The organism is Microbulbifer maximicatervae (SeqCode) (assembly GCF_052467385.1).
Map to the genome: position 1 here is coordinate 2,870,037 of NZ_CP174311.1, position 17,863 is coordinate 2,887,899.

The window sequence follows — 17,863 nt, forward strand, 5'->3', positions numbered from 1 at the left end:
CAGAGGTCTAAATTTCCACTTCCATCACACCTCCAACCCCAATCCATTGAGCGCAAACTCCAAAGAGGGTTCCACCTCCTTGAGTTCTCGCCCGGATCGCAATACCGATGCTGTGCCATGCAACAAGGTAATCAGGTACATAGCGCACTCCTCGGCACGCCGATCCAGCCCTATAGCCTGGGACTCTTTATCAAAACGAAACAAGTCAACCAGTTGCTTTACCGCTTCTGCGTCAGCAGCTTTTAAAGCGTCAATGGCATCAGAAGGCAAAGCATCACCGGCAGTTTCCGATAATCCAAACGCCAGATAACAACCCCTCGGGGTTCCCTCCCCGGCCTGTCCTTTAACGGTAGCCAGCAAATAACTATGCAATCGCTGCCGTAACGGCACCCCCTCTTCCGTTAGGAACTGCATACGATCTTTGGCATATCTATCCAAGTATTGCCCCAATGAAAGAACAAACAGTTTCTCTTTATTGCCAAAGGAAGAATACAGACTGGGCTTATTAATCCCCATAGCCTTGGTCAGGTCAGCCATTGAGGCGCCCACATAGCCCTTTTTCCAAAAGACTTTCGTTGCTGATTCCAGCGCATGCGCCTTATCAAACTCCGGCTTGCGACCCGCCATTGGCAATCTCCCAAAAATTGTTTTGACAATATTGTACCGATCGGTAAGACTTAGCTCAAACCTTACCGATCGGTACAATATTGATCAACCATTCACAGGAGAACGGAATTGAGCATTTCAATCGAAGGAAAAACTGCCCTTGTAACTGGAGCAAACCGCGGAATTGGCAAGGCAATTGTCGAGCGCTTTCTCGACGGTGGCGCAAAAAAAGTCTATCTGGCCGTGCGTAACCCAGAAACAACGACAGAGCTGACAGAAAAATATGGCGACAAAGTCATCACATTGGAACTCGATGTGGCAAAAGCCCAAAGTGTAGGGGCGGCGGCAAAGGCGATTCAGGAATTGGATATTCTGGTGAACAATGCCGGGGTACTTGCGCCCGCAGACCCGCTAAGCGACCATGTAGAGGACTCACTTAAGCAGGAACTGGAAGTGAATACCTTTGGGCTTGTCCGTGTAGCCAAAGCATTCACCCCCCATTTGGAAAAGAGCAAAGGCGCCCTGGTACAAATGAATTCGGTAGTATCCTTGCGTACCTTCCCACACGTTAGCACCTATTCCGCATCCAAAGCCGCCAGCTACGCAATTACCCAGGCACTTCGAGAAACGCTGCAGGAGCGAGGCGTACAAGTATTGAGTGTTCACCCCGGCCCCATCAAAACAGATATGGCCAAACAGGCTGGACTGGAGGACGGAGAATCCCCCAGTGCAGTAGCTGAGGAAATTGTTGGCGCGCTAAAAAATGGGGATTTTCACCTCTTCCCGGATGCCATGTCGCAGACTTTTGAAGCCGCTTATCAGAGCTTCTCTGATTCGGTGATCACCGCAGACCTTAGCGAATAACACGGCCGAAGATTGTCTGAGTAAGAAGTAACACAAGCCTCGAAGGAACCCGATCTAGGGTTCTTTCAAGAGGCTGGAAAATTCCTCTGAAGCCATAACGGGTACAAACTCAGTGATCGTAAAAGTCGACGCCCCATGTTTTGTGAAAGGGTCTTCTTCCAGAACCTTTCGCAGCACCTCCTTGGAGGGATGACGTGAAATAATTATCGCGCCAGTTCTAGGCTCTTTCGCCCCGCCAAAAAGCAGGTCTCCCGATTTATAGTGTCCCTCCAGGTAGCTCACATGCTCCGCCATTAACTCTGGGGTCAGTTTTTTAATATCCGGGAAATTCAAGTTCACTAAAAACATAACGTCTCCCCCCTCCTTAGGGGCTATATATCAACTCTTTACACCACTTTAAGCTTGCAGAAATAACCTCCACCAAACTAATAGATAGCTAATCTTTTCATCTTGGCGGTAGAGGATAATCCCCAAGCAGTAGTTTAAATGGAAACCATCGGAGATTGATGATCGGGCATCATTTAATTTAATGGTGCCATCACGTACCTTTCTTTAGGCAAAAGTGCTAAATAGACGATACTTCAGATTAATCAAGTTACATGTGGCCTGAAGAACTTCATCTGCCTTCCAGGCTATGGTATCCCCCTCAAAGCCACATACCAAACTCCTCTCAAAACATTTGGGGATTAATGCGATGGCACTCCCTCTTTGAGCTCACTCTTTAGACTGTTAATGCGAACTCATCTTTAGAAGGTGTAAAAACTGTTCAGAGGCCATAACAGGCTCAAATTCGGTTAGCGAATAAACTGCCACTCCACTTTTTATAAAAGGGTCCTCATCAAGCACTCTCCGCAATGCTTCTTCACTGTTGTGGCGAGAAACAATAACCCCTCCAGTCCTGGGATTTTTCCTTCCTCCAAAGAGTAAACTTCCAGACTTGTACTCTCCTTCCAGATAAAGCCTATGCTCCGCAGTCAGTTCTGGGGTTAGCTTTTTCATATCCTTAAAATGCATATCCACTAAAAACATACCCATTCCCTCTTCTCTAAAAACACTATAAGATTGCTACTGATTTCGTAGCAACTGTAACGCTACTAATTTAGAAGCGCAAGAACCATGATAACTCCTCTACCGAAAAAAACTGTCAGAGGCTCGACTAGCGGCATAGCCATTATGGCTGTATTCGATCTGCTCGGGCGAAAATGGAATATGAGAATACTGTGGGAACTGAGGAACACACCCCGGAGCTTCAGGGAACTCCAAGCCCAGTGTGATGCCATGTCCCCTTCGGTACTAAATACAAGAATCAAACAGTTGAGCGAAGCTAAATTGATTAATAAGTGTACGAATGGATATCAACTGACAGATCTGGGAGTTTCGTTAATGGAAACCCTTGATCCGCTGAGGGAATGGGCTAATAACTGGGAGGAATCCTTCAAGGCCTAATAGACACTCTGTAAAAGCCAAAACCCAAGAGCCTTGCAGCCTAGATGCCGCTGGGTTCTTGGAGGCAGGTCAACTATCGCGAAAAAATGGACTGAATCGATGGGGCAGTCTCATTATCACTCGCATCATGCGCTAGCGAAAACGAATAATATTTATCGCCGCGCAGATCAAATCTACGAATAATTCTGCCAAACAATGCACCTGCTCACCATCAAGGGTAAATGAGGGTTCAATCTCTTTAGAAGTCAACAAACCACTGCTCTTAAGGGCACTCTTATGAGTTACCTTTTTGTGCCCGTAAGTAGCGAGTCATGGGGATTGCAGGGAGATAAATTGAGCGAAATGTGATTTTCAGAAGTTTCCTTAACCCAAAAACAGCTGTGCGCTGCATCCCCTACTTTTGATTGTTAAGGTCACATTTCTGGCATTTTTTCAAATTTTTGTAATTTCGGGTCCATATAGTCCCAAGATGCACCACTACCAGCATATACCACCATTGTCGGGTTGAATTGCTCCAGGTCATGAAGACTTCCAGCGCGGATAAATTCAAACTGCGGCATACCGCTATTTTCTGCATAAATATGCGAACCGCAGCGAGGGCAAAAACCTCTCCTTACTGTATTGCCGCTATCTGTCTGCTTCTCATGAAATGCAAGATCGCCACTAATGGTTAAGCTTCCGCGAGGAATAGCAATGTTAGCGATGTGTCCAGCCCCACTAATTTTCTGACAATCTGTACATTGGCAATGACCCGCCATTACCGGCTCTTCGGAGCAAGAATAACTAATATAACCGCACAGGCATTCTCCAGATATTTTGGACATAAATTTCTCCCGTTACTTACGAAGTTGAAGCAACCTTAACCTAAATCAATAACTTCAACTTCGCAAGTAACTAGGCTAGTATTTCATTTTCTGGCAGTAAGAGTGTGAGCATGAGTCCTGATAATCAATTTATGCGTTCGGGATGCCCTATCGTGAACGGACTGGACGTATTCGGCGATAAATGGACATTAGTTATTCTAAGAGACTTACTGTGTGGTAAAGAGACCTATAGCGAGCTAGCTGACTCACCAGAGAAAATACCAACCAACAGACTCGCAGAAAGATTAAAAATGCTAGAAGCAGAGGGAATGTTGGTGAGGGAACAATATCAATCAAAGCCTAAGCGATATAAGTACCTGCTAACACAGAAAGGCAAGGATGTCTTACCGATTCTTCAGGCAATCGCCAAATGGGGAAATACATATTTTGAAGGCTCATGGATTCCCCCGAAGTGGCTTATGGAAACCTAACCCTTTGATTCGGAGCCAGAAGCGCAACAATTCCGCAGGACCAAGCTAAGCTGAAAATTTAGCAATAACAGCAACTTTTATGCATTTTTACTCCGAAATTGCTCTCCATAAATGGCCAGAAGCTTATGATATTGACTCTGCCTGTTATGCTCCCCCCCAATCTCATTAAGAAACCCTCCTGAATCACTAACGAACCTGGCGGCAGTTGATACTAAGAGTATACTGTTTTACTGGAACACTTTTGCCCCTAAGGGCCCGGCAGCTCAATGCCGCCAGACTCTATGGATCAGCTCAACTATAGAGACAAAATAGATTGAACCGCTGCGACAATCTCATTATCACTCGCATCATGCGCTAATGAAAACGAATGATATTCATCGCCCCGCAGGCCAAATCTTCGATCAATTTCTGCCAAACAGTGCACCTGCTCACCTTCAACGATAAAGGAGAGTTCAATCTCTTTTGAAGTCAATAAGCCACTACTCTTAAACTCTATCTCCTGGTAGCAACCAGACCGGGAGACAAAATTGTTTCCACGCAAATGCCCCTTTTCAACATCCGCTTTTACCATTTTAAAGCCACTTTCCTCGATCATGGAAAGTACCTTCTCTACAACGGGCAAAGGTCTTATCCGCAAGGGATCCCTGTCTTTCGGATCCAGCGCAAAATCAATATCCAGGGAAGTTTCCAGCCACACATAGCTTTTATTTCTACGGGTGTTTAAAACAGTAACTGGCGTCTCTTCATGCAACGCCAACTGAAAAGGAACTTCCAGGCTCTCTCCAGCGCCAATAGTGAAAGGGTCCTGTACCTGTAATTCATTCAGTACAAAACGCTCATGGCTTACCCCTTCATCGGTCTCCACCTTGATCTCGGTGCAGAGCTTTAAACTTATAGCATCCACCTGCTGGTCGATATCACCACCAATGATATGGATAGCCCCTTCAATGATTCCACCCTGAACTTGCTCAGAGTTTTGTAGAACTGTATCAACTTTAGCTGCACCAATACCTATTGACGCTTTGAGTTTTTGAAACATAGACATACTTGGGGTACTCACCTAACCAAACAACCTAGCCTTAAAATATGGACTTTAACCTATTTCTTAGCCCAATAAATAGAGTCCAACATTAACATAAATCCAATTTAGGTAATACCAGGCCCAACAAGTTCATTTATGCCTTGAACTTCTACATAAATAATTGATAACACCCATACCTACCTCTACCATGCTCAGGGAGAGCTTGCCTGATTAAAAATAGATATTTTTATTACATATTTCCCCCAACAGTAAAAAATTTAATGCTTGAATAAGGCCACTTACTTTTTCTGAATGTGTCATTTTTCGTTGGAATATCGGCAAAATCCTAACTGTTGCTAAGAAAATTCCAGCAGTACCATAGTATCTGAGCCCTATTTATACCGAAGAAGTAAAAATATGATCAGAAATAATTTCAAAATTACACCTTCTCACACCTACATCATGCTGCAAGGGCTAGACCACTTTCTGCAGCATCAGAAGTCGATAACAAACCAAAGGTAGATTGTAAGTTTAAATCTGCAAATTGAGACTCTCCATCTCAGCCACTAAGTATAGAAACTCCATCTACAGAAAATTGAGAATAATCAATTTAGGGTACTCCTATTCACTTAGAGCCCCCTAGAAACATTTCTCAAACCATTAAGTAAGGTTATGCACATTTTAATTATTTACGATGGAAAACCGGGCCATCTCAGTCCTTCGCTGGGGCTATACCAGCTACTCTCCCGTCACTCCAAGGGCAAATATTCTTATGAAATCACCACCAGTAAACCAGTTTTAAAGGCCCTAAATAAACCAATAAGACTATTGACTCGACATCTCGCCAGAAACGCACACAAATTTATCATGCTCTTTCACAGAAACCCCTCCTTCAAAAGAAAACCAGATCTAATTATTTCCTTTGGTGGGAATAGCGTTGCTGCGAACGTTGCACTAACCCAAAAAACACAATGCATGAATATTGCCATAGGAAATATTTACAGCTTCAGGAAAACCGACTTCTCTCTAACCCTATCTACCAAAGAGGACATTAAGAAATCTAGGCAATACCTTCCATTTAGCCGCATAGATGTAAATTTATGCAAAGCATTGGGCGACAACTTAAAGAAGAAACACCACAAACCCTTTTATACTTTACTTATCGGAGGCAATGGAAGCGGCTATAAATACACACGGAAGGATTATATAGACTTGATAGAAGAGCTAAAAAAAATAGCGACTTCTCAAAACATTTCATGGCTAATTAGCACCTCAAGAAGAACCCCTAAATATGTGGCCGAGCTAATTGAAAGCAACATGCCATTTGATACATGCTTTAACTTGCTAGATTATGAGGCCCCCAACGCCAGCCTCGAAGAAATACTCGGCGCAAGTGAAGCTGTCTTTATAACCGAAGACAGTTCATCAATGATTTCTGAAGCCCTTGCCCTATCTAAACCTATATATACTTTAGTCCCCCAAGAGAATAACATCTACGGAGCCCACAAAACTCTCATTAATAAACTTTACAGTGAAACTTATATAAAGAGGATGAAGATTTTCGCACTGGCCAAGACCTTTAATTATTCTCTATCAAAAGATTTCAACTTAGATTATGGACACCATTCTAAAGCAAGATACGATGAAATTATCTCTGCGCTTGACATCAGTAGCAATGGTAGGTGAGCGATCTCAACCCCTTAAATTGACCATCATAACGACAGAGATTTCAACACAAAGATCTATTGACATAAAAACTTTTATCAGTAAGAGATCCTATATATTAAAACTAGTCAATTGCAGTAGCAAAAACTACTAGCAGAAAATAATATTCTCTTCAGCCTCACCAAGCGAGTAGAACTTCATCAAAAGCCAACCTATATTTTGATCTATACATTCACTGCCAACTCACAATTAAAAATATCGTCCTAAAAAATACAAGCAAGTATTTTGCGTGGAGAGCCAACCCCACAATATCTAGCATACTGTTAAAATGAACCCATATCTTCCAGAGACCTTCTCAACAACCCCTTAATATAATTGATGCGGCCTCCAAATTTAATTATTTCAATTTCTTCTTGGGAATGATCATTTTCCAACCAAATCTTAATGCCTTTTGTCACATTTCTCAGCTCTAGCATCTTGTTACCCCCTGTACAGCTTGAGAGATCATAAAATTGAAGTTGATCATCTTTACTAAAGGCGTCAAAATCGCTTGAATTGCAAAATGTTAAAATGAGAATTCCGTGGTCAATAAGATTCTTGCGATAGAGTCCAGCTACACTTTTGGCTATGACGCAGCGCACTCCCAAGTATCGCAATGTAATTGAGGCATGCTCCCGGCTCGACCCATGACCTAAACTGTTGCCAGCAATAAGAAATATATCCTCCTTAGAGCTCAAAGCCCGCTGATAAAAAGATTCATCTACAATTGAAAAAGCAAAGCGGCTTAACTCTGGGACATTAGACCAATAAGGCAAAGCATCCGCGCCTCCGGGAATAATATCATCGGTTGAAACATTATCCTCCAGCTTTAGAAGCGCAGGTCCTTCGATCACACTTAACATTTTTCCAGAACTGGCAAAGGCTTGATGTTGGGGCCCTTTCTCACCTCAACTTTCACTGGTATTTCCTGCAGTGGCTCCAATAGTGATCGCATATCCATTAGATGTTCAGGCTCTTCAAATACCGGATAATCCATGTCTAAATTTCTGGGGTCAGTTATTTTTCCCTTCAAGGCGCTGGCCGTAGCAGTCTCTGGGCTACATAAATAGACGCTATCTTCTTTAGTTCCCGAACGCCCAGGGAAATTTCTCGGCACAGTTCTAAGACTATTGTGCCCGCTAGCTGGGGCTTGCCCCATACCGATACAGCCACCACAGCCGGTTTCATGCAAGTAAGCCCCTGCACCAAGTAGTTTTTCAAGGTCACCATTATGAGTCAGCTCATGAAGTAGTTGGCGCGACGCGGGATTAATATCTAAAGAAACCTCGTGCGGTACAAAGAGACCATTTACCATCCGGGCGGGAATAGAAAAGTCACGCAACTCAGGGTTAGCCGAAGAACCGATATAGCTCTGAGAAACTGGCCTACCTTCAACTTCACGAACTTTAACAACCTTATCCGGCCGCGAGGGGCAAGCGATCATTGGTTCAATTTTCGATAGATCTAAAGTTGCAACCTCATCATAGGTTGCATCCTTATCGGCAAGCAGCTCGACAAAGTCGTTCTCGCGCGACTGCTGCCGCAAGAAAAGCCTCACTTGATCATCAGCAGGAAAGACACTTGTTACGGCCCCCATTTCCTGCCCCATATTGGCGATTACGTGACGATCCATTGCTGTAAGGTTTGCCAATCCAGGGCCGTGATATTCAACGATCTTGTTCCAGCAACCTCTCAATGTATATCTACGTACAAGCTCCAAAATAACATCTTTAGCACTTACCCATGGCTGTAGCTCCCCCTCTAAACGCACCCCCAAAATAGTTGGCATTACCAGAGAAAGCGGAAATCCCATCATTGCAAGCGCAACCTCAATTCCTCTGGCTCCTATTCCTAACATACCTAACGAGCCCGCAGCACATGAGTGGCTATCCCCACCTAAAAGGGTTTTACCAGGGATACCAAAACAAGCCATATGGACAGGATGGCTAGTACCATTTCTTGGTCGCGAGTACCATATCCCGTAGTTTCGACAGGAACTTTGCAGGAACACATGGTCATCACCATTCTTATGGTCTGCCCTCAATACATTGTGATCCACATACTGAGCACAGATTTCTGCTTTCACCTGCCTCGCCCCCAAAGCTTCAAGCTCCTACATCACTAACGTGCCGGTGGCATCCTCACTGAGAACTTGGTCAATTTTAAGCTCGATAACACTTTGGGGAGCCATATTCCCCTTGACCAAATGACTTTCAATTAACTTTCTAGTTACGTTTAGGCCTGTCATTAAGTTACACTATCGAACACTAATACTTACCTACCTGGACAACTTATTGGCCTAGCAATTCTGTTTTCGTTATCGACATAACTAGAAATAACGTATTAGTATAAATAAATATCCATTAGAATAATTAAATATATTTAGAAGCCCAAATCAAAGAAACTATTTCTATTTAAAACATGTACACCCAACAGCTTTCACAGCAACTCAAACCGCCTCATACGATAGAAAACTTCACCTTTTGGCACTACCAGATTGGTTGTCCCGTACAAACATCAAGAAGAATTACCCTGGCTGAATGTCATATATAGAGAAATACTCAACATAAGCATGTTAATATTCAATTAATAGGAAATTCCAACAGGATATTCGGAATTGAAAGTTTTACTTCTACCAGGACTTGATGGAACAGGAACACTGTTTTCAGGTTTGATTAAGGCACTGCCAAAACAATGGACAACCGAAACTATCTGCCTTTCCAAGCTCCCAGGGGATAGTTACCTGGCTCAAGCTCAATCAATCGCCAAGAGCTATCTCAATGAGAAGACTTACATTATTGCTGAATCCTATTCAGGAAGAGTTGCATATGAGCTATCCCTTTTAGCTCCCGAGAAAATTTTAGGCATTACCTTTATAGCTAGCTTTATAAGCTCTCCTTCGCTGCTATCCAAGGCGACACAACTAGCTCCAATCTCGCTTATAGACTGCCCATCTTTAACCAAAATCACACTAAATTTCTTTGGTTTCAATGGCAAAGGCAGTGACATACTCATTGACAGCACCTATAACGCCCTACTAAATACCAACAGAGGCAAACTAAAGCAAAGGCTTCATAATATCGCCTCTATCTCCAAACCATCCCAAAAATTGGAAATCCCTGCCGTCTATATCCGCCCGGATAGAGATCGACTTGTAAGTAAAAAAGCTGTCATCGATATATCTGCGATATACATCAACCTTAATGTCATTGATATTCCAGGTGGGCACTTTATTGCTCAGGCACACCCCAACAAAGTCGCGAGAATTATTATGAATTTTGCAGAAGGATTATTGCTACCCTAACTTGCCTATCAATTAACAATCATATGGCGAGCAAATCCACAAATAATCCAGCCTTAGAATCTAAACTGATATTCGTTCATAAAATACCCCTTACCAATCTTGCTTCCCACAAAATCCTCGGAGTTAACAGTGAGCAATAGAGAGCATATTTCCTTTCTAGAACCCATAAAAAATCCACCCGCTTACTCAATGGATAAAGAAAATAGAAAATTGGAACTTAAACTTGATGTACAGTACGAAAAGAATAACATTTTCAGTTTTTACAAAACCCATGACACACCAACCTGGACCCGTGTATTTTCATCATCAATCACTCAAGAAGCAGGTTTCACACTGACAGGCCCTACCATTGAAATTCGCGCTGATAGCCACCTTACTATCCAGACAAACAACCTGCTGCCAGAGGAAGACCCCCTCAATACACCCGCTACAATAAACTTCCCCCATGAGTTCAATACCTACAACTTACATACTCACGGGCTCCACGTCTCCCCAGAATCTCCGGCCGACAATGTCTGCATGAAGATCAAACCAGGGGAAAGTTATACCTACGAATACGACATTCCCAAGGACCAACCCCCAGGACTCTACTGGTATCACCCCCATAAGCACGGCTCTGTCGCTATACAAGTCGGCAGCGGGATGGCAGGTGCCCTAATCGTAAGGGATGAATTTGACGATGAACTTGAGGCAATGGGAGTTAAGGAACATATTCTTGTCTTCCAGAATATTGCCGTAGATGAGCACGGAAAAGTAGAGGATCAACACCAGGTCGCTAAGTTCCCAGATAGTGAATACTGTATTACCGTTAACGGACAATACTGCCCTATCATTCATGCAACGGTGGGTGAGCTTCTCAATCTGAGACTTCTCAATGCTACCACAAGGACATCGATAGATATCGATTGCCCTTGGTTCGCGCAAATGTACATCTACGGGTTTGATGGAAACCCTACTGATGACTACCGCCTACAAGACGGAGTAAGCCTGGGCCCCGCTAATCGAGCCTCCCTTTTCTTAAAAATCAGTGAAGCCGCCACTCCGGGAGCTCATTTTTACATTTACAATAATGCGATTGAGTTCCAACAAATGCCGCATTATAAGTACCATAACAACAGTCCTCTTTTTGTTATCGCTATTGCCCAGGGAGAGGAAATCGGAACGGCAATCTATGCTCCCAGCAAACCACCCGCCCGATGTGCACCCCCACCCTTTCCCAGCAGTTTTAAAGTGGACTTACTGAAACCTATTACAGATGATGAGATCACCAATACACGTCGACTCACTTTCCAGGCCAACACGCTTGATGACCCCCAAAAATATTATCGCGGGCTGAATGTCAGTATTGATCATTCACCATTCGAAGGATGTGAAGTGGTTAATCATTACGTAGAGCTTGATGCAGTAGAGGAGTGGACCTTGGTTAATGAGAGTGAATTCCCACACCCAATCCATATACATGTTAATCCGTATTATGTTATCGAGGTGGCTGGAGAAGATCCCATGCACCACACACTCAAACTACCGTTTTGGTGCGACACCTTTCAAGTACCGCCCCATGGACATGTCAAATTCCGTACTCGTTTCAAGGATTTTACCGGAAAGTATCCTCTGCATTGCCACTTACTTTATCATGAGGATGGGGGCATGATGCAGCATGTTAGAGTTGTCAAAGATGCCTCTGAGATTCCAAAATAGCCCACTTATCTATCCAGTCATTGAATGCAAGGATCGTTAAAGTCCCGTAAGAATTAACACTTACTGGGGGCCACTTTTTGCGGGTCATGTAACTTGGGCGGAGTTGCATTACCACAATGCTTACTCAACCAATCGCAAGCATGGATAATATCCTTTGCAAGGCCACTGATTGCATTCTGATTGAGATGAGGGCGAACAACAATTCTCAGAGAGTTTACAGACTGAGCGTTTGGCGGCATCGAATAGGCAGAAAGAACCCATCCCCGTTCACGTACTTTATTGGATATATCATATTCATTAAAATTCTTATATTTTTTATTCAGGGTCATGGCAACAACCGGGATTCTCTGGGTTTTATTCATTATTTCAAAGTACCCACTGGCCACCAGAAGTTGACGAAGAGTCTGCGCATTCTCCAAGGTGTGCTGCATAATCTGCCTGAAACCCTCATAGCCTAGACGTATAAAGTTGTAATACTGGTAGGCAACCGGCGATGCATTTCGGCTAAAGTTCAATGTGGCTGTAGGCATCTCCCCACCCAGGTAATTAACATAGAACATCAAGTCTTCATCAAAAACTGCTCTTTCACGAAAAATTATCCACCCCAATCCCGGCGGCACCAAGCCAAACTTGTGCCCGGAGGCATTGATAGATTTCACTCTTGGCAAACGAAAATCCCATTTGTAATTCGGATAGAGAAATGGATTAACAAATCCTCCCGACGCCCCATCAATATGCATAGGGATATCGTTTCCTGTTCTCTCTTCATACTTATCCAACCAGTTTTGAATCGCCCTAAATGCATCATCCTCACCGGTAAAGGTTTGCCCGGCGATAGCGACAACAGCGATGGTATTCTCATCGACCAATTCATCCAGATGTTCACTGGTAAAGCGGTAATGACCAGGCTTTAACGGTGCTATGCGCGGCTCCACATCAAAGTAGCGCATAAATTTTTCCCAAACGATCTGCACATTGGCTCCGGTAACCAGGTTAGGTTTTGAGCCGTCTTTGCCGGCTTGCTGCCTCTTCTTACGCCAATTCCACTTGTGCGCCAAACCAGCCAACATGCAGGCCTCTGACGAGCCTATGGTCGCTGCGCCGTATGGCTCTACTCCCTCAGGTCCATTCCAGAGGTTGTGTAACCAGCGAACCATTCGCGCTTCCATCGCAAACAGCTGAGGATACATGTCGTGATCAATATAGTTCTTCAGATAATGTTTCTTGGCGACCTCAAATGCTTCTGACTCAGTAAAAGTTGTGACAAACGAAGATAAGTTCATCGCAGGCTTTGCGTCAGCCCAGGTTTCACTGGTTACGATAGCCTCGGCAGCCTCTGCTGAAATACTACACCGGGGAAAGTGCTTTTCTGGAATATCTTCATTGTATTCGTCAAAGAACCTATCAAATGGAGACTGCTCTTTCACTACCTACCTCCGGCTCACTCATCAATATCAGAAAATGACTGCTGTTGATGGCCACCCTCCCCCCGCCAGGAGGGATTGTGAAAATAGAAAATTAACAAGGGAACGGTGATCGCTATAGCAATTCCAGCCAGGTTGAGAGCAACATAAGTTACAGGATTTTTTATCGTGAGCTGTTCTGGCGGGAAAAATGAAACTACCAAGGCAAAAACAACGGAAATTAAGCCTATTCCAGCAACAATACAAACCCCTGGCAGCCCTCCGGGGATACGAAAACTTCTGGGTAAGTCTGGTTGCGTGATCCGTAACCGAATAACCGCAGCAAACATCATTATGTACATAATGATATATAAGCTAATAGCCATCACTGAAATCAAAACAAAAGCTGTAGATACATTATCCATTAAAATATAAATGGACGAGATTGCCGCTACCACTACAAACTGTGCGAGGAGAATATTTTTTTGTACACCCACCCGGTTTTCTCGCTGAAACCAGGGCGGCAACATCCCATCCTGGGCCGTAGCCAGTAGCCCTCGACTGGGGCCAGCCAACCATGCCAAGGCACCACTTAGTGCACCATAGCCAATTAGCCAGGAAAGTGCTTGCACGGGCCATTGAACCCCAAGTAGCTGCCCAAAAGCTCTTTCGTAAGCTGTAAATAAGCCAGTTTCTACAGATATCTCTTTATAGGGCAAAATTGCAGCAATAGAGAGTGCGCCGAGAGTGAACACCAGGATGGAAATAACGGCGGCGATGGCGATTACAGCTGGATATCCTCGACGGGTATCACGTAGTTCCGACACATGCGTGGCCTGTGCTTCCACCCCAGCAAAGGCAAGTAAAATACCCCCGAGAAAAGCAATAGCCCCCAAACCGTTAATATGGGGAAACCAGCGCGGGTGATCATAACCATCCCGACGCACTGCTACTTCCGGGTCGGTCAAGGTCTCCCAGCCAATAGGATTACCACTCACCACCCACCAAACAGCCAGGATAATCAAAATCAAACAGGGAAATACGATACCCACCAGAAATCCAAACTGTGCCACTTTTACCAGAAAGCGGGTTCCAGTAAGAGCAATCAGGGTCGCTAGCAAATAGGCAAGGATGCAAAACCCACCGATATAGTAGGTATTCTGGGCGATGGTATTATCGCCCACCGCATAAGCCACCGCCGCAGCGGCAAAACCCAACTCCGTGGGATACCAAACAATGCACTCGATCCACTGCAACCATATAGCGACAAAACCCACCTTCGGGGTAAAAGCCTCACCAACCCAGGTATAGACACCCCCAGTGCGCTCTGAAAAGGCGCTGCCAAGTTCTGCCGACACGAGCCCTGCAGGAATCAAGAACAGCAATGCCGCAAAGCCGATATAGAAAAACATCGTCAGCTCTTCTTGCGCCATCATCGGCAGGGTACGCAAGCTGGTAACAACCGTTGCGGCAGTTAGGAGCCCGAGAGCAGCCACAGAAAACATCTTTCTGTTGGCAATATCCGGGGTGCTCGATGCACTGCTCCCTTTTGGTCGCACTGATGGGACCTCCCTGGAGTGCAATATTTTTGCGGCAGTACAAAGAAGCAAAGCCTATCGTGGGAGTCTGCGGGATAGATGGGATAACAGAGGTGCCGCTACCAAGGCATAAGCCGCCCTTTTAGCAACGGACTTATGGAAACATAGAATTCATAGCAAGTCGGTGCCCACACCATCTTTCACCCAAGGAGAAATCGGCTAGGGCAGCGGTATGTGGCAGTTAGCCAGGAACCCCATGTTTGGTGTAGATATCGAAGCGGCCGGATTTCCCCTCCAAGGAAAGGTTGGGCTTCATATCAGCCAAATAGGGGGCAAGCTTAGGGCGCTTAACTACTGTGCGGTAGTAGCAGGCCGCCAAGGCAGGGCTCAATAAGCTATCCGCATCCTCATCAGTCCCAACCAAATGATGGAAGGCAGCCATTTCCTTTTTGACCTTGGCAGCTTTCCCCCGCGCAGGGAACATCGGATCCAGATAAATAACAGGGATGGATTCCTCCGATTGCAGCGCGAGCCACTCTGACGCCGCCGTACAGCAATCCACCAAGCTCATTCGCTCAGAAATTGCAGCCAACTCAGCATCTCCGATAGACGCCTGTCGCAGCCGGCGTATTCCATCTTTCAGCAATTGGAAAACAACCGGGTTGCGCTCCAGCATCTGCACCTCACATCCCAGCGCCGCCAGAACAAAAGCATCTCTACCCAAACCAGCGGTGGCATCGAGGACTTTGGGATGGAAACCAGAACGTAGACCAACAGCTTTTGCTACCGGTTGAGCTTTACCGCCGCCATACTTGCGGCGATGAGCAAGTGTTCCAGCAACAAAATCCACCCATACTGGCCCGGCTGCTTTACGCCCGGTCGCACATAACTGCAGTTGCTCTCCGAGACACAACACTTGGGGAAAGTCGACCACATCAGCAGGAGAAATAGCTCCAAGGAGGGGGTAATCTAACTGAGCGGATAGTTCTTCCGCTGCGGAAACATATTCTGGCGCCGCAGCGACAATAGCCAACGATGGACTCACCTGCCCTCCAGGTATCATTGAAAAGGGAGGCGATGCTAACCCGGTTTTTGTAACCATTCCAGAGCTTGAGCGGACTCCTCTTCGGGAAAGGGGCGCACCTCAGCACTGATGAAGTGACAGGCAAGGTTGGGCATAAAGCGGAGGATAGGATTATCGGTAACCACGGCTATCCGGCGGATATGTCGTTGATGCTCTCGAATAAAGCGGAAATGAGAGATCATTGCGACGAAGCTCTCCCAGCCAGCGAAATCTCCCGCATTGACTAGCAACCCTTCTATACGTCCCCGCTTACTGATGATCGGATCAACTTGCGCGGCTAGCAACTGGAAGTCCTCAACGGTTAACTTCCCAACTGGTCTAACCTCGAGTATTCGATCACCCTGATGCCAGATATGCTCAATCATATTTTTAGAATGCGGCAGGGCCACACTTCTGTGCGGCCCTGCTTTTCGCTTAGCTCGATGTAGCTGAGTCATTACTATTGGTCAGTTATCATTACTTTCCATTCCCTCATCCTGACCGGTATCTGCCTCTGTATCTGTTTCAGTGCCATCGGCAGAGGCATCCATATCGTTAGTCGCTCCCTCTACAGCATCATTGGCTTCCTTCGTAGCATCATCTACGACCTTATCCGCTTGCTGATTTAGGTCGCCGCCCGAGTTATTGCTCGCGTCTGGCATGGCGCTAGAATCATTAGCATCCGGGCTCATGTTGCCATCTGCACCCATATTATCTGACCCAGACATAGTAGCGTCAGATGAGCTCCCGTTATCTGAAGACCCCGGAGGAGCGGGATCGGTTGAGTCAGAGTCCTGGGGCATTTGGGAATCGGGATTGCCCATACCATCAGGGGAATCCGAGGTATCTGCTGGGGCCATTGAGCCACCGCTACTTCCTCCACTAGAGGGGGTAGAGGATCCCCTCATCTGTTCACTCTTCTGCTCCTGCTCCATCGAGTTATAGGCTTCTTTAGCCTTATGCTCGCCGCTGCGCGACATAAAATAACCGATGATCAGTAATAAAATGATCAGGGGAATCAGTAACTTCTTCATATCTGGACCTCTCGACCCCAGGCAAACTCAAAAGAAGACATTAATCATTAAAATCGAGCCGGTTACACAGTGCTGGTCGGTGTACTTTCTCGATAACAATCCCAAACCCTGACACTCCAGCCTGTTTACAACGGTGCGCAACTTAATGAGATGCAGCGCCTGTAAAAGAAGGTCGCGCCAATACTGATAAGAATAACCCGCCTTTGGGGTTCTTCAAGGGGGAGAGCCACTTCGTAGCAGGTTGGATTGCTGTAAAGAAAGAACCAGTTACAACTGATAGTTCTAACAGGTCTGCAAGAAAGCAACTTATTAGCCCTGTTTAATAAACTTATTAAGTTGGGCAAGTATCGCGGTGGCGTCTGACTCAGCAATAACCGCCTCACAACTCCTCAGGTGTAACCTTCCGTAGCTATCCAAATTCGCAAAAATCAGATAGTTTTCACCTTGCTCCAGCTTTAAATCGCAGGATTCAAATCCCAGGCGGAAGGTGATCTCTCCACCCATTGGCCCCTTCCAAACCTGGCTGGGAACGGCAGAGTAGATATAGCCTGATATGGCTGTAATTCCCTCCTCAGACAGTGCGCTATCCACATCCCTGTGAACATCAATAATTTCTACTTGCGCCACAACCTCAGCTTGGGCAAAACGTAATTCCAAATGAGCAGTAGATGCCGAAGCTATGTCCTCAGTCGCATGCGCCGTGCTACTCACTAGGAGATATAAAATAACACTCACGATTTTGGAAAATGTCTCACAGGATATTTTTTGCGTCACAACCCTCTCCTTACTTATGCTCTTATCGCAGTAGACATAGCACAAGTAATTAGGATCGGCTTACTCTTTTTTACAGAGTCTGAAGGATAGCTAAGAGGTGAGGAAATTTGGCAG

The 17,863-nt window shown here is 45.4% G+C and carries 19 protein-coding genes; 6 read left to right on the forward strand and 13 right to left on the reverse strand.

Translation table 11 applies throughout. The features are described from left to right. Positions 1–24: 24 nt before the first annotated feature. On the reverse strand, positions 25–627 hold the full coding sequence (locus ACJJIR_RS12085; protein WP_444905528.1) for a TetR/AcrR family transcriptional regulator: 603 nt from the start codon (positions 625–627) through the stop codon (positions 25–27). Positions 628–735: 108 nt separating this feature from the next. Between ACJJIR_RS12085 and ACJJIR_RS12090 the strand changes: the two genes are divergently transcribed. After that, positions 736–1,470, forward strand: coding sequence for an SDR family oxidoreductase (locus tag ACJJIR_RS12090; RefSeq protein WP_444897575.1), 735 nt, complete (start codon positions 736–738; stop codon positions 1,468–1,470). A 54-nt stretch (positions 1,471–1,524) separates the two neighbouring features. Here ACJJIR_RS12090 and ACJJIR_RS12095 read toward each other — a convergent pair whose 3' ends face one another. Further along, positions 1,525–1,818 (reverse strand): YciI family protein, encoded by a 294-nt coding sequence (locus ACJJIR_RS12095; protein ID WP_444905529.1) that lies wholly within the window; start codon positions 1,816–1,818, stop codon positions 1,525–1,527. A gap of 381 nt (positions 1,819–2,199) precedes the next feature. Continuing rightward, positions 2,200–2,499, reverse strand: coding sequence for a YciI family protein (locus ACJJIR_RS12100; RefSeq protein ID WP_444905530.1), 300 nt, complete (start codon positions 2,497–2,499; stop codon positions 2,200–2,202). A gap of 180 nt (positions 2,500–2,679) precedes the next feature. Between ACJJIR_RS12100 and ACJJIR_RS12105 the strand changes: the two genes are divergently transcribed. After that, positions 2,680–2,916 carry a winged helix-turn-helix transcriptional regulator gene (locus tag ACJJIR_RS12105; RefSeq protein WP_444908418.1) on the forward strand — a complete coding sequence of 79 codons (237 nt, stop codon included), beginning with the start codon at positions 2,680–2,682 and terminating at the stop codon, positions 2,914–2,916. Positions 2,917–3,329: 413 nt separating this feature from the next. Here ACJJIR_RS12105 and ACJJIR_RS12110 read toward each other — a convergent pair whose 3' ends face one another. Then, entirely contained in the window at positions 3,330–3,740 is a 411-nt protein-coding gene (locus ACJJIR_RS12110; RefSeq protein WP_444905531.1) for a GFA family protein, read from the reverse strand. Between the two features lie 110 nt (positions 3,741–3,850). Between ACJJIR_RS12110 and ACJJIR_RS12115 the strand changes: the two genes are divergently transcribed. After that, positions 3,851–4,210, forward strand: coding sequence for a winged helix-turn-helix transcriptional regulator (locus ACJJIR_RS12115; protein ID WP_444905532.1), 360 nt, complete (start codon positions 3,851–3,853; stop codon positions 4,208–4,210). 295 nt (positions 4,211–4,505) lie between these two features. On the opposite strand, the gene ACJJIR_RS12120 is transcribed toward ACJJIR_RS12115, so the two are convergent. After that, on the reverse strand, positions 4,506–5,255 hold the full coding sequence (locus tag ACJJIR_RS12120; protein WP_444905533.1) for a sporulation protein: 750 nt from the start codon (positions 5,253–5,255) through the stop codon (positions 4,506–4,508). Between the two features lie 648 nt (positions 5,256–5,903). On the opposite strand from ACJJIR_RS12120, the gene ACJJIR_RS12125 reads away from it, so the two are divergent. After that, positions 5,904–6,917 (forward strand): ELM1/GtrOC1 family putative glycosyltransferase, encoded by a 1,014-nt coding sequence (locus tag ACJJIR_RS12125; RefSeq protein ID WP_444905534.1) that lies wholly within the window; start codon positions 5,904–5,906, stop codon positions 6,915–6,917. A 302-nt stretch (positions 6,918–7,219) separates the two neighbouring features. Here the strand turns inward: ACJJIR_RS12125 and ACJJIR_RS12130 are convergent, their stop codons facing one another. Together ACJJIR_RS12130 and ACJJIR_RS12135 are read right to left on the reverse strand one after the other, a co-directional pair. After that, the gene (locus tag ACJJIR_RS12130) at positions 7,220–7,789 is read right to left on the reverse strand and encodes a hypothetical protein (RefSeq protein WP_444905535.1); all 570 of its coding nucleotides are present in this window, start codon (positions 7,787–7,789) and stop codon (positions 7,220–7,222) included. Positions 7,790–7,791: 2 nt separating this feature from the next. Then, positions 7,792–9,021: an aconitase family protein gene (locus ACJJIR_RS12135; RefSeq protein ID WP_444905536.1), complete on the reverse strand. Its 1,230-nt coding sequence runs from the start codon at positions 9,019–9,021 to the stop codon at positions 7,792–7,794. Between the two features lie 531 nt (positions 9,022–9,552). Here ACJJIR_RS12135 and ACJJIR_RS12140 point away from each other — a divergent pair. Next, positions 9,553–10,239: an alpha/beta fold hydrolase gene (locus ACJJIR_RS12140; protein WP_444905537.1), complete on the forward strand. Its 687-nt coding sequence runs from the start codon at positions 9,553–9,555 to the stop codon at positions 10,237–10,239. Between the two features lie 129 nt (positions 10,240–10,368). Further along, entirely contained in the window at positions 10,369–11,937 is a 1,569-nt protein-coding gene (locus ACJJIR_RS12145; RefSeq protein WP_444905538.1) for a multicopper oxidase family protein, read from the forward strand. 53 nt (positions 11,938–11,990) lie between these two features. On the opposite strand, the gene gad is transcribed toward ACJJIR_RS12145, so the two are convergent. From gad to ACJJIR_RS12175, 6 genes are all read right to left on the reverse strand, one after another. Beyond that, the gene (gene gad, locus ACJJIR_RS12150; RefSeq protein ID WP_444905539.1) at positions 11,991–13,364 is read right to left on the reverse strand and encodes a glutamate decarboxylase; all 1,374 of its coding nucleotides are present in this window, start codon (positions 13,362–13,364) and stop codon (positions 11,991–11,993) included. Between the two features lie 14 nt (positions 13,365–13,378). Continuing rightward, positions 13,379–14,899 (reverse strand): amino acid permease, encoded by a 1,521-nt coding sequence (locus ACJJIR_RS12155; RefSeq protein ID WP_444905540.1) that lies wholly within the window; start codon positions 14,897–14,899, stop codon positions 13,379–13,381. A 220-nt stretch (positions 14,900–15,119) separates the two neighbouring features. Beyond that, entirely contained in the window at positions 15,120–15,923 is an 804-nt protein-coding gene (locus ACJJIR_RS12160; RefSeq protein WP_444905541.1) for a class I SAM-dependent methyltransferase, read from the reverse strand. A 35-nt stretch (positions 15,924–15,958) separates the two neighbouring features. Continuing rightward, positions 15,959–16,327: a SpoIIAA family protein gene (locus tag ACJJIR_RS12165; RefSeq protein ID WP_413665487.1), complete on the reverse strand. Its 369-nt coding sequence runs from the start codon at positions 16,325–16,327 to the stop codon at positions 15,959–15,961. An 81-nt stretch (positions 16,328–16,408) separates the two neighbouring features. Then, the gene (locus ACJJIR_RS12170) at positions 16,409–16,975 is read right to left on the reverse strand and encodes a hypothetical protein (RefSeq protein ID WP_444905542.1); all 567 of its coding nucleotides are present in this window, start codon (positions 16,973–16,975) and stop codon (positions 16,409–16,411) included. Between the two features lie 309 nt (positions 16,976–17,284). Beyond that, positions 17,285–17,749 (reverse strand): netrin-like domain-containing protein, encoded by a 465-nt coding sequence (locus ACJJIR_RS12175; protein WP_413665485.1) that lies wholly within the window; start codon positions 17,747–17,749, stop codon positions 17,285–17,287. Positions 17,750–17,863 lie beyond the last annotated feature (114 nt).

Bases quoted from the DNA above. Each gene is read 5' to 3' on its own strand.
- ACJJIR_RS12115 (WP_444905532.1), top strand. From the start codon at position 3,851: ATGAGTCCTGATAATCAATTTATGCGTTCGGGATGCCCTATCGTGAAC.
- ACJJIR_RS12085 (WP_444905528.1), bottom strand. From the start codon at position 627: ATGGCGGGTCGCAAGCCGGAGTTTGATAAGGCGCATGCGCTGGAATCA.
- ACJJIR_RS12100 (WP_444905530.1), bottom strand. From the start codon at position 2,499: ATGTTTTTAGTGGATATGCATTTTAAGGATATGAAAAAGCTAACCCCA.
- ACJJIR_RS12110 (WP_444905531.1), bottom strand. From the start codon at position 3,740: ATGTCCAAAATATCTGGAGAATGCCTGTGCGGTTATATTAGTTATTCT.
- ACJJIR_RS12095 (WP_444905529.1), bottom strand. From the start codon at position 1,818: ATGTTTTTAGTGAACTTGAATTTCCCGGATATTAAAAAACTGACCCCA.
- ACJJIR_RS12170 (WP_444905542.1), bottom strand. From the start codon at position 16,975: ATGAAGAAGTTACTGATTCCCCTGATCATTTTATTACTGATCATCGGT.
- ACJJIR_RS12120 (WP_444905533.1), bottom strand. From the start codon at position 5,255: ATGTCTATGTTTCAAAAACTCAAAGCGTCAATAGGTATTGGTGCAGCT.
- ACJJIR_RS12105 (WP_444908418.1), top strand. From the start codon at position 2,680: ATGAGAATACTGTGGGAACTGAGGAACACACCCCGGAGCTTCAGGGAA.
- ACJJIR_RS12165 (WP_413665487.1), bottom strand. From the start codon at position 16,327: ATGATTGAGCATATCTGGCATCAGGGTGATCGAATACTCGAGGTTAGA.
- ACJJIR_RS12125 (WP_444905534.1), top strand. From the start codon at position 5,904: ATGCACATTTTAATTATTTACGATGGAAAACCGGGCCATCTCAGTCCT.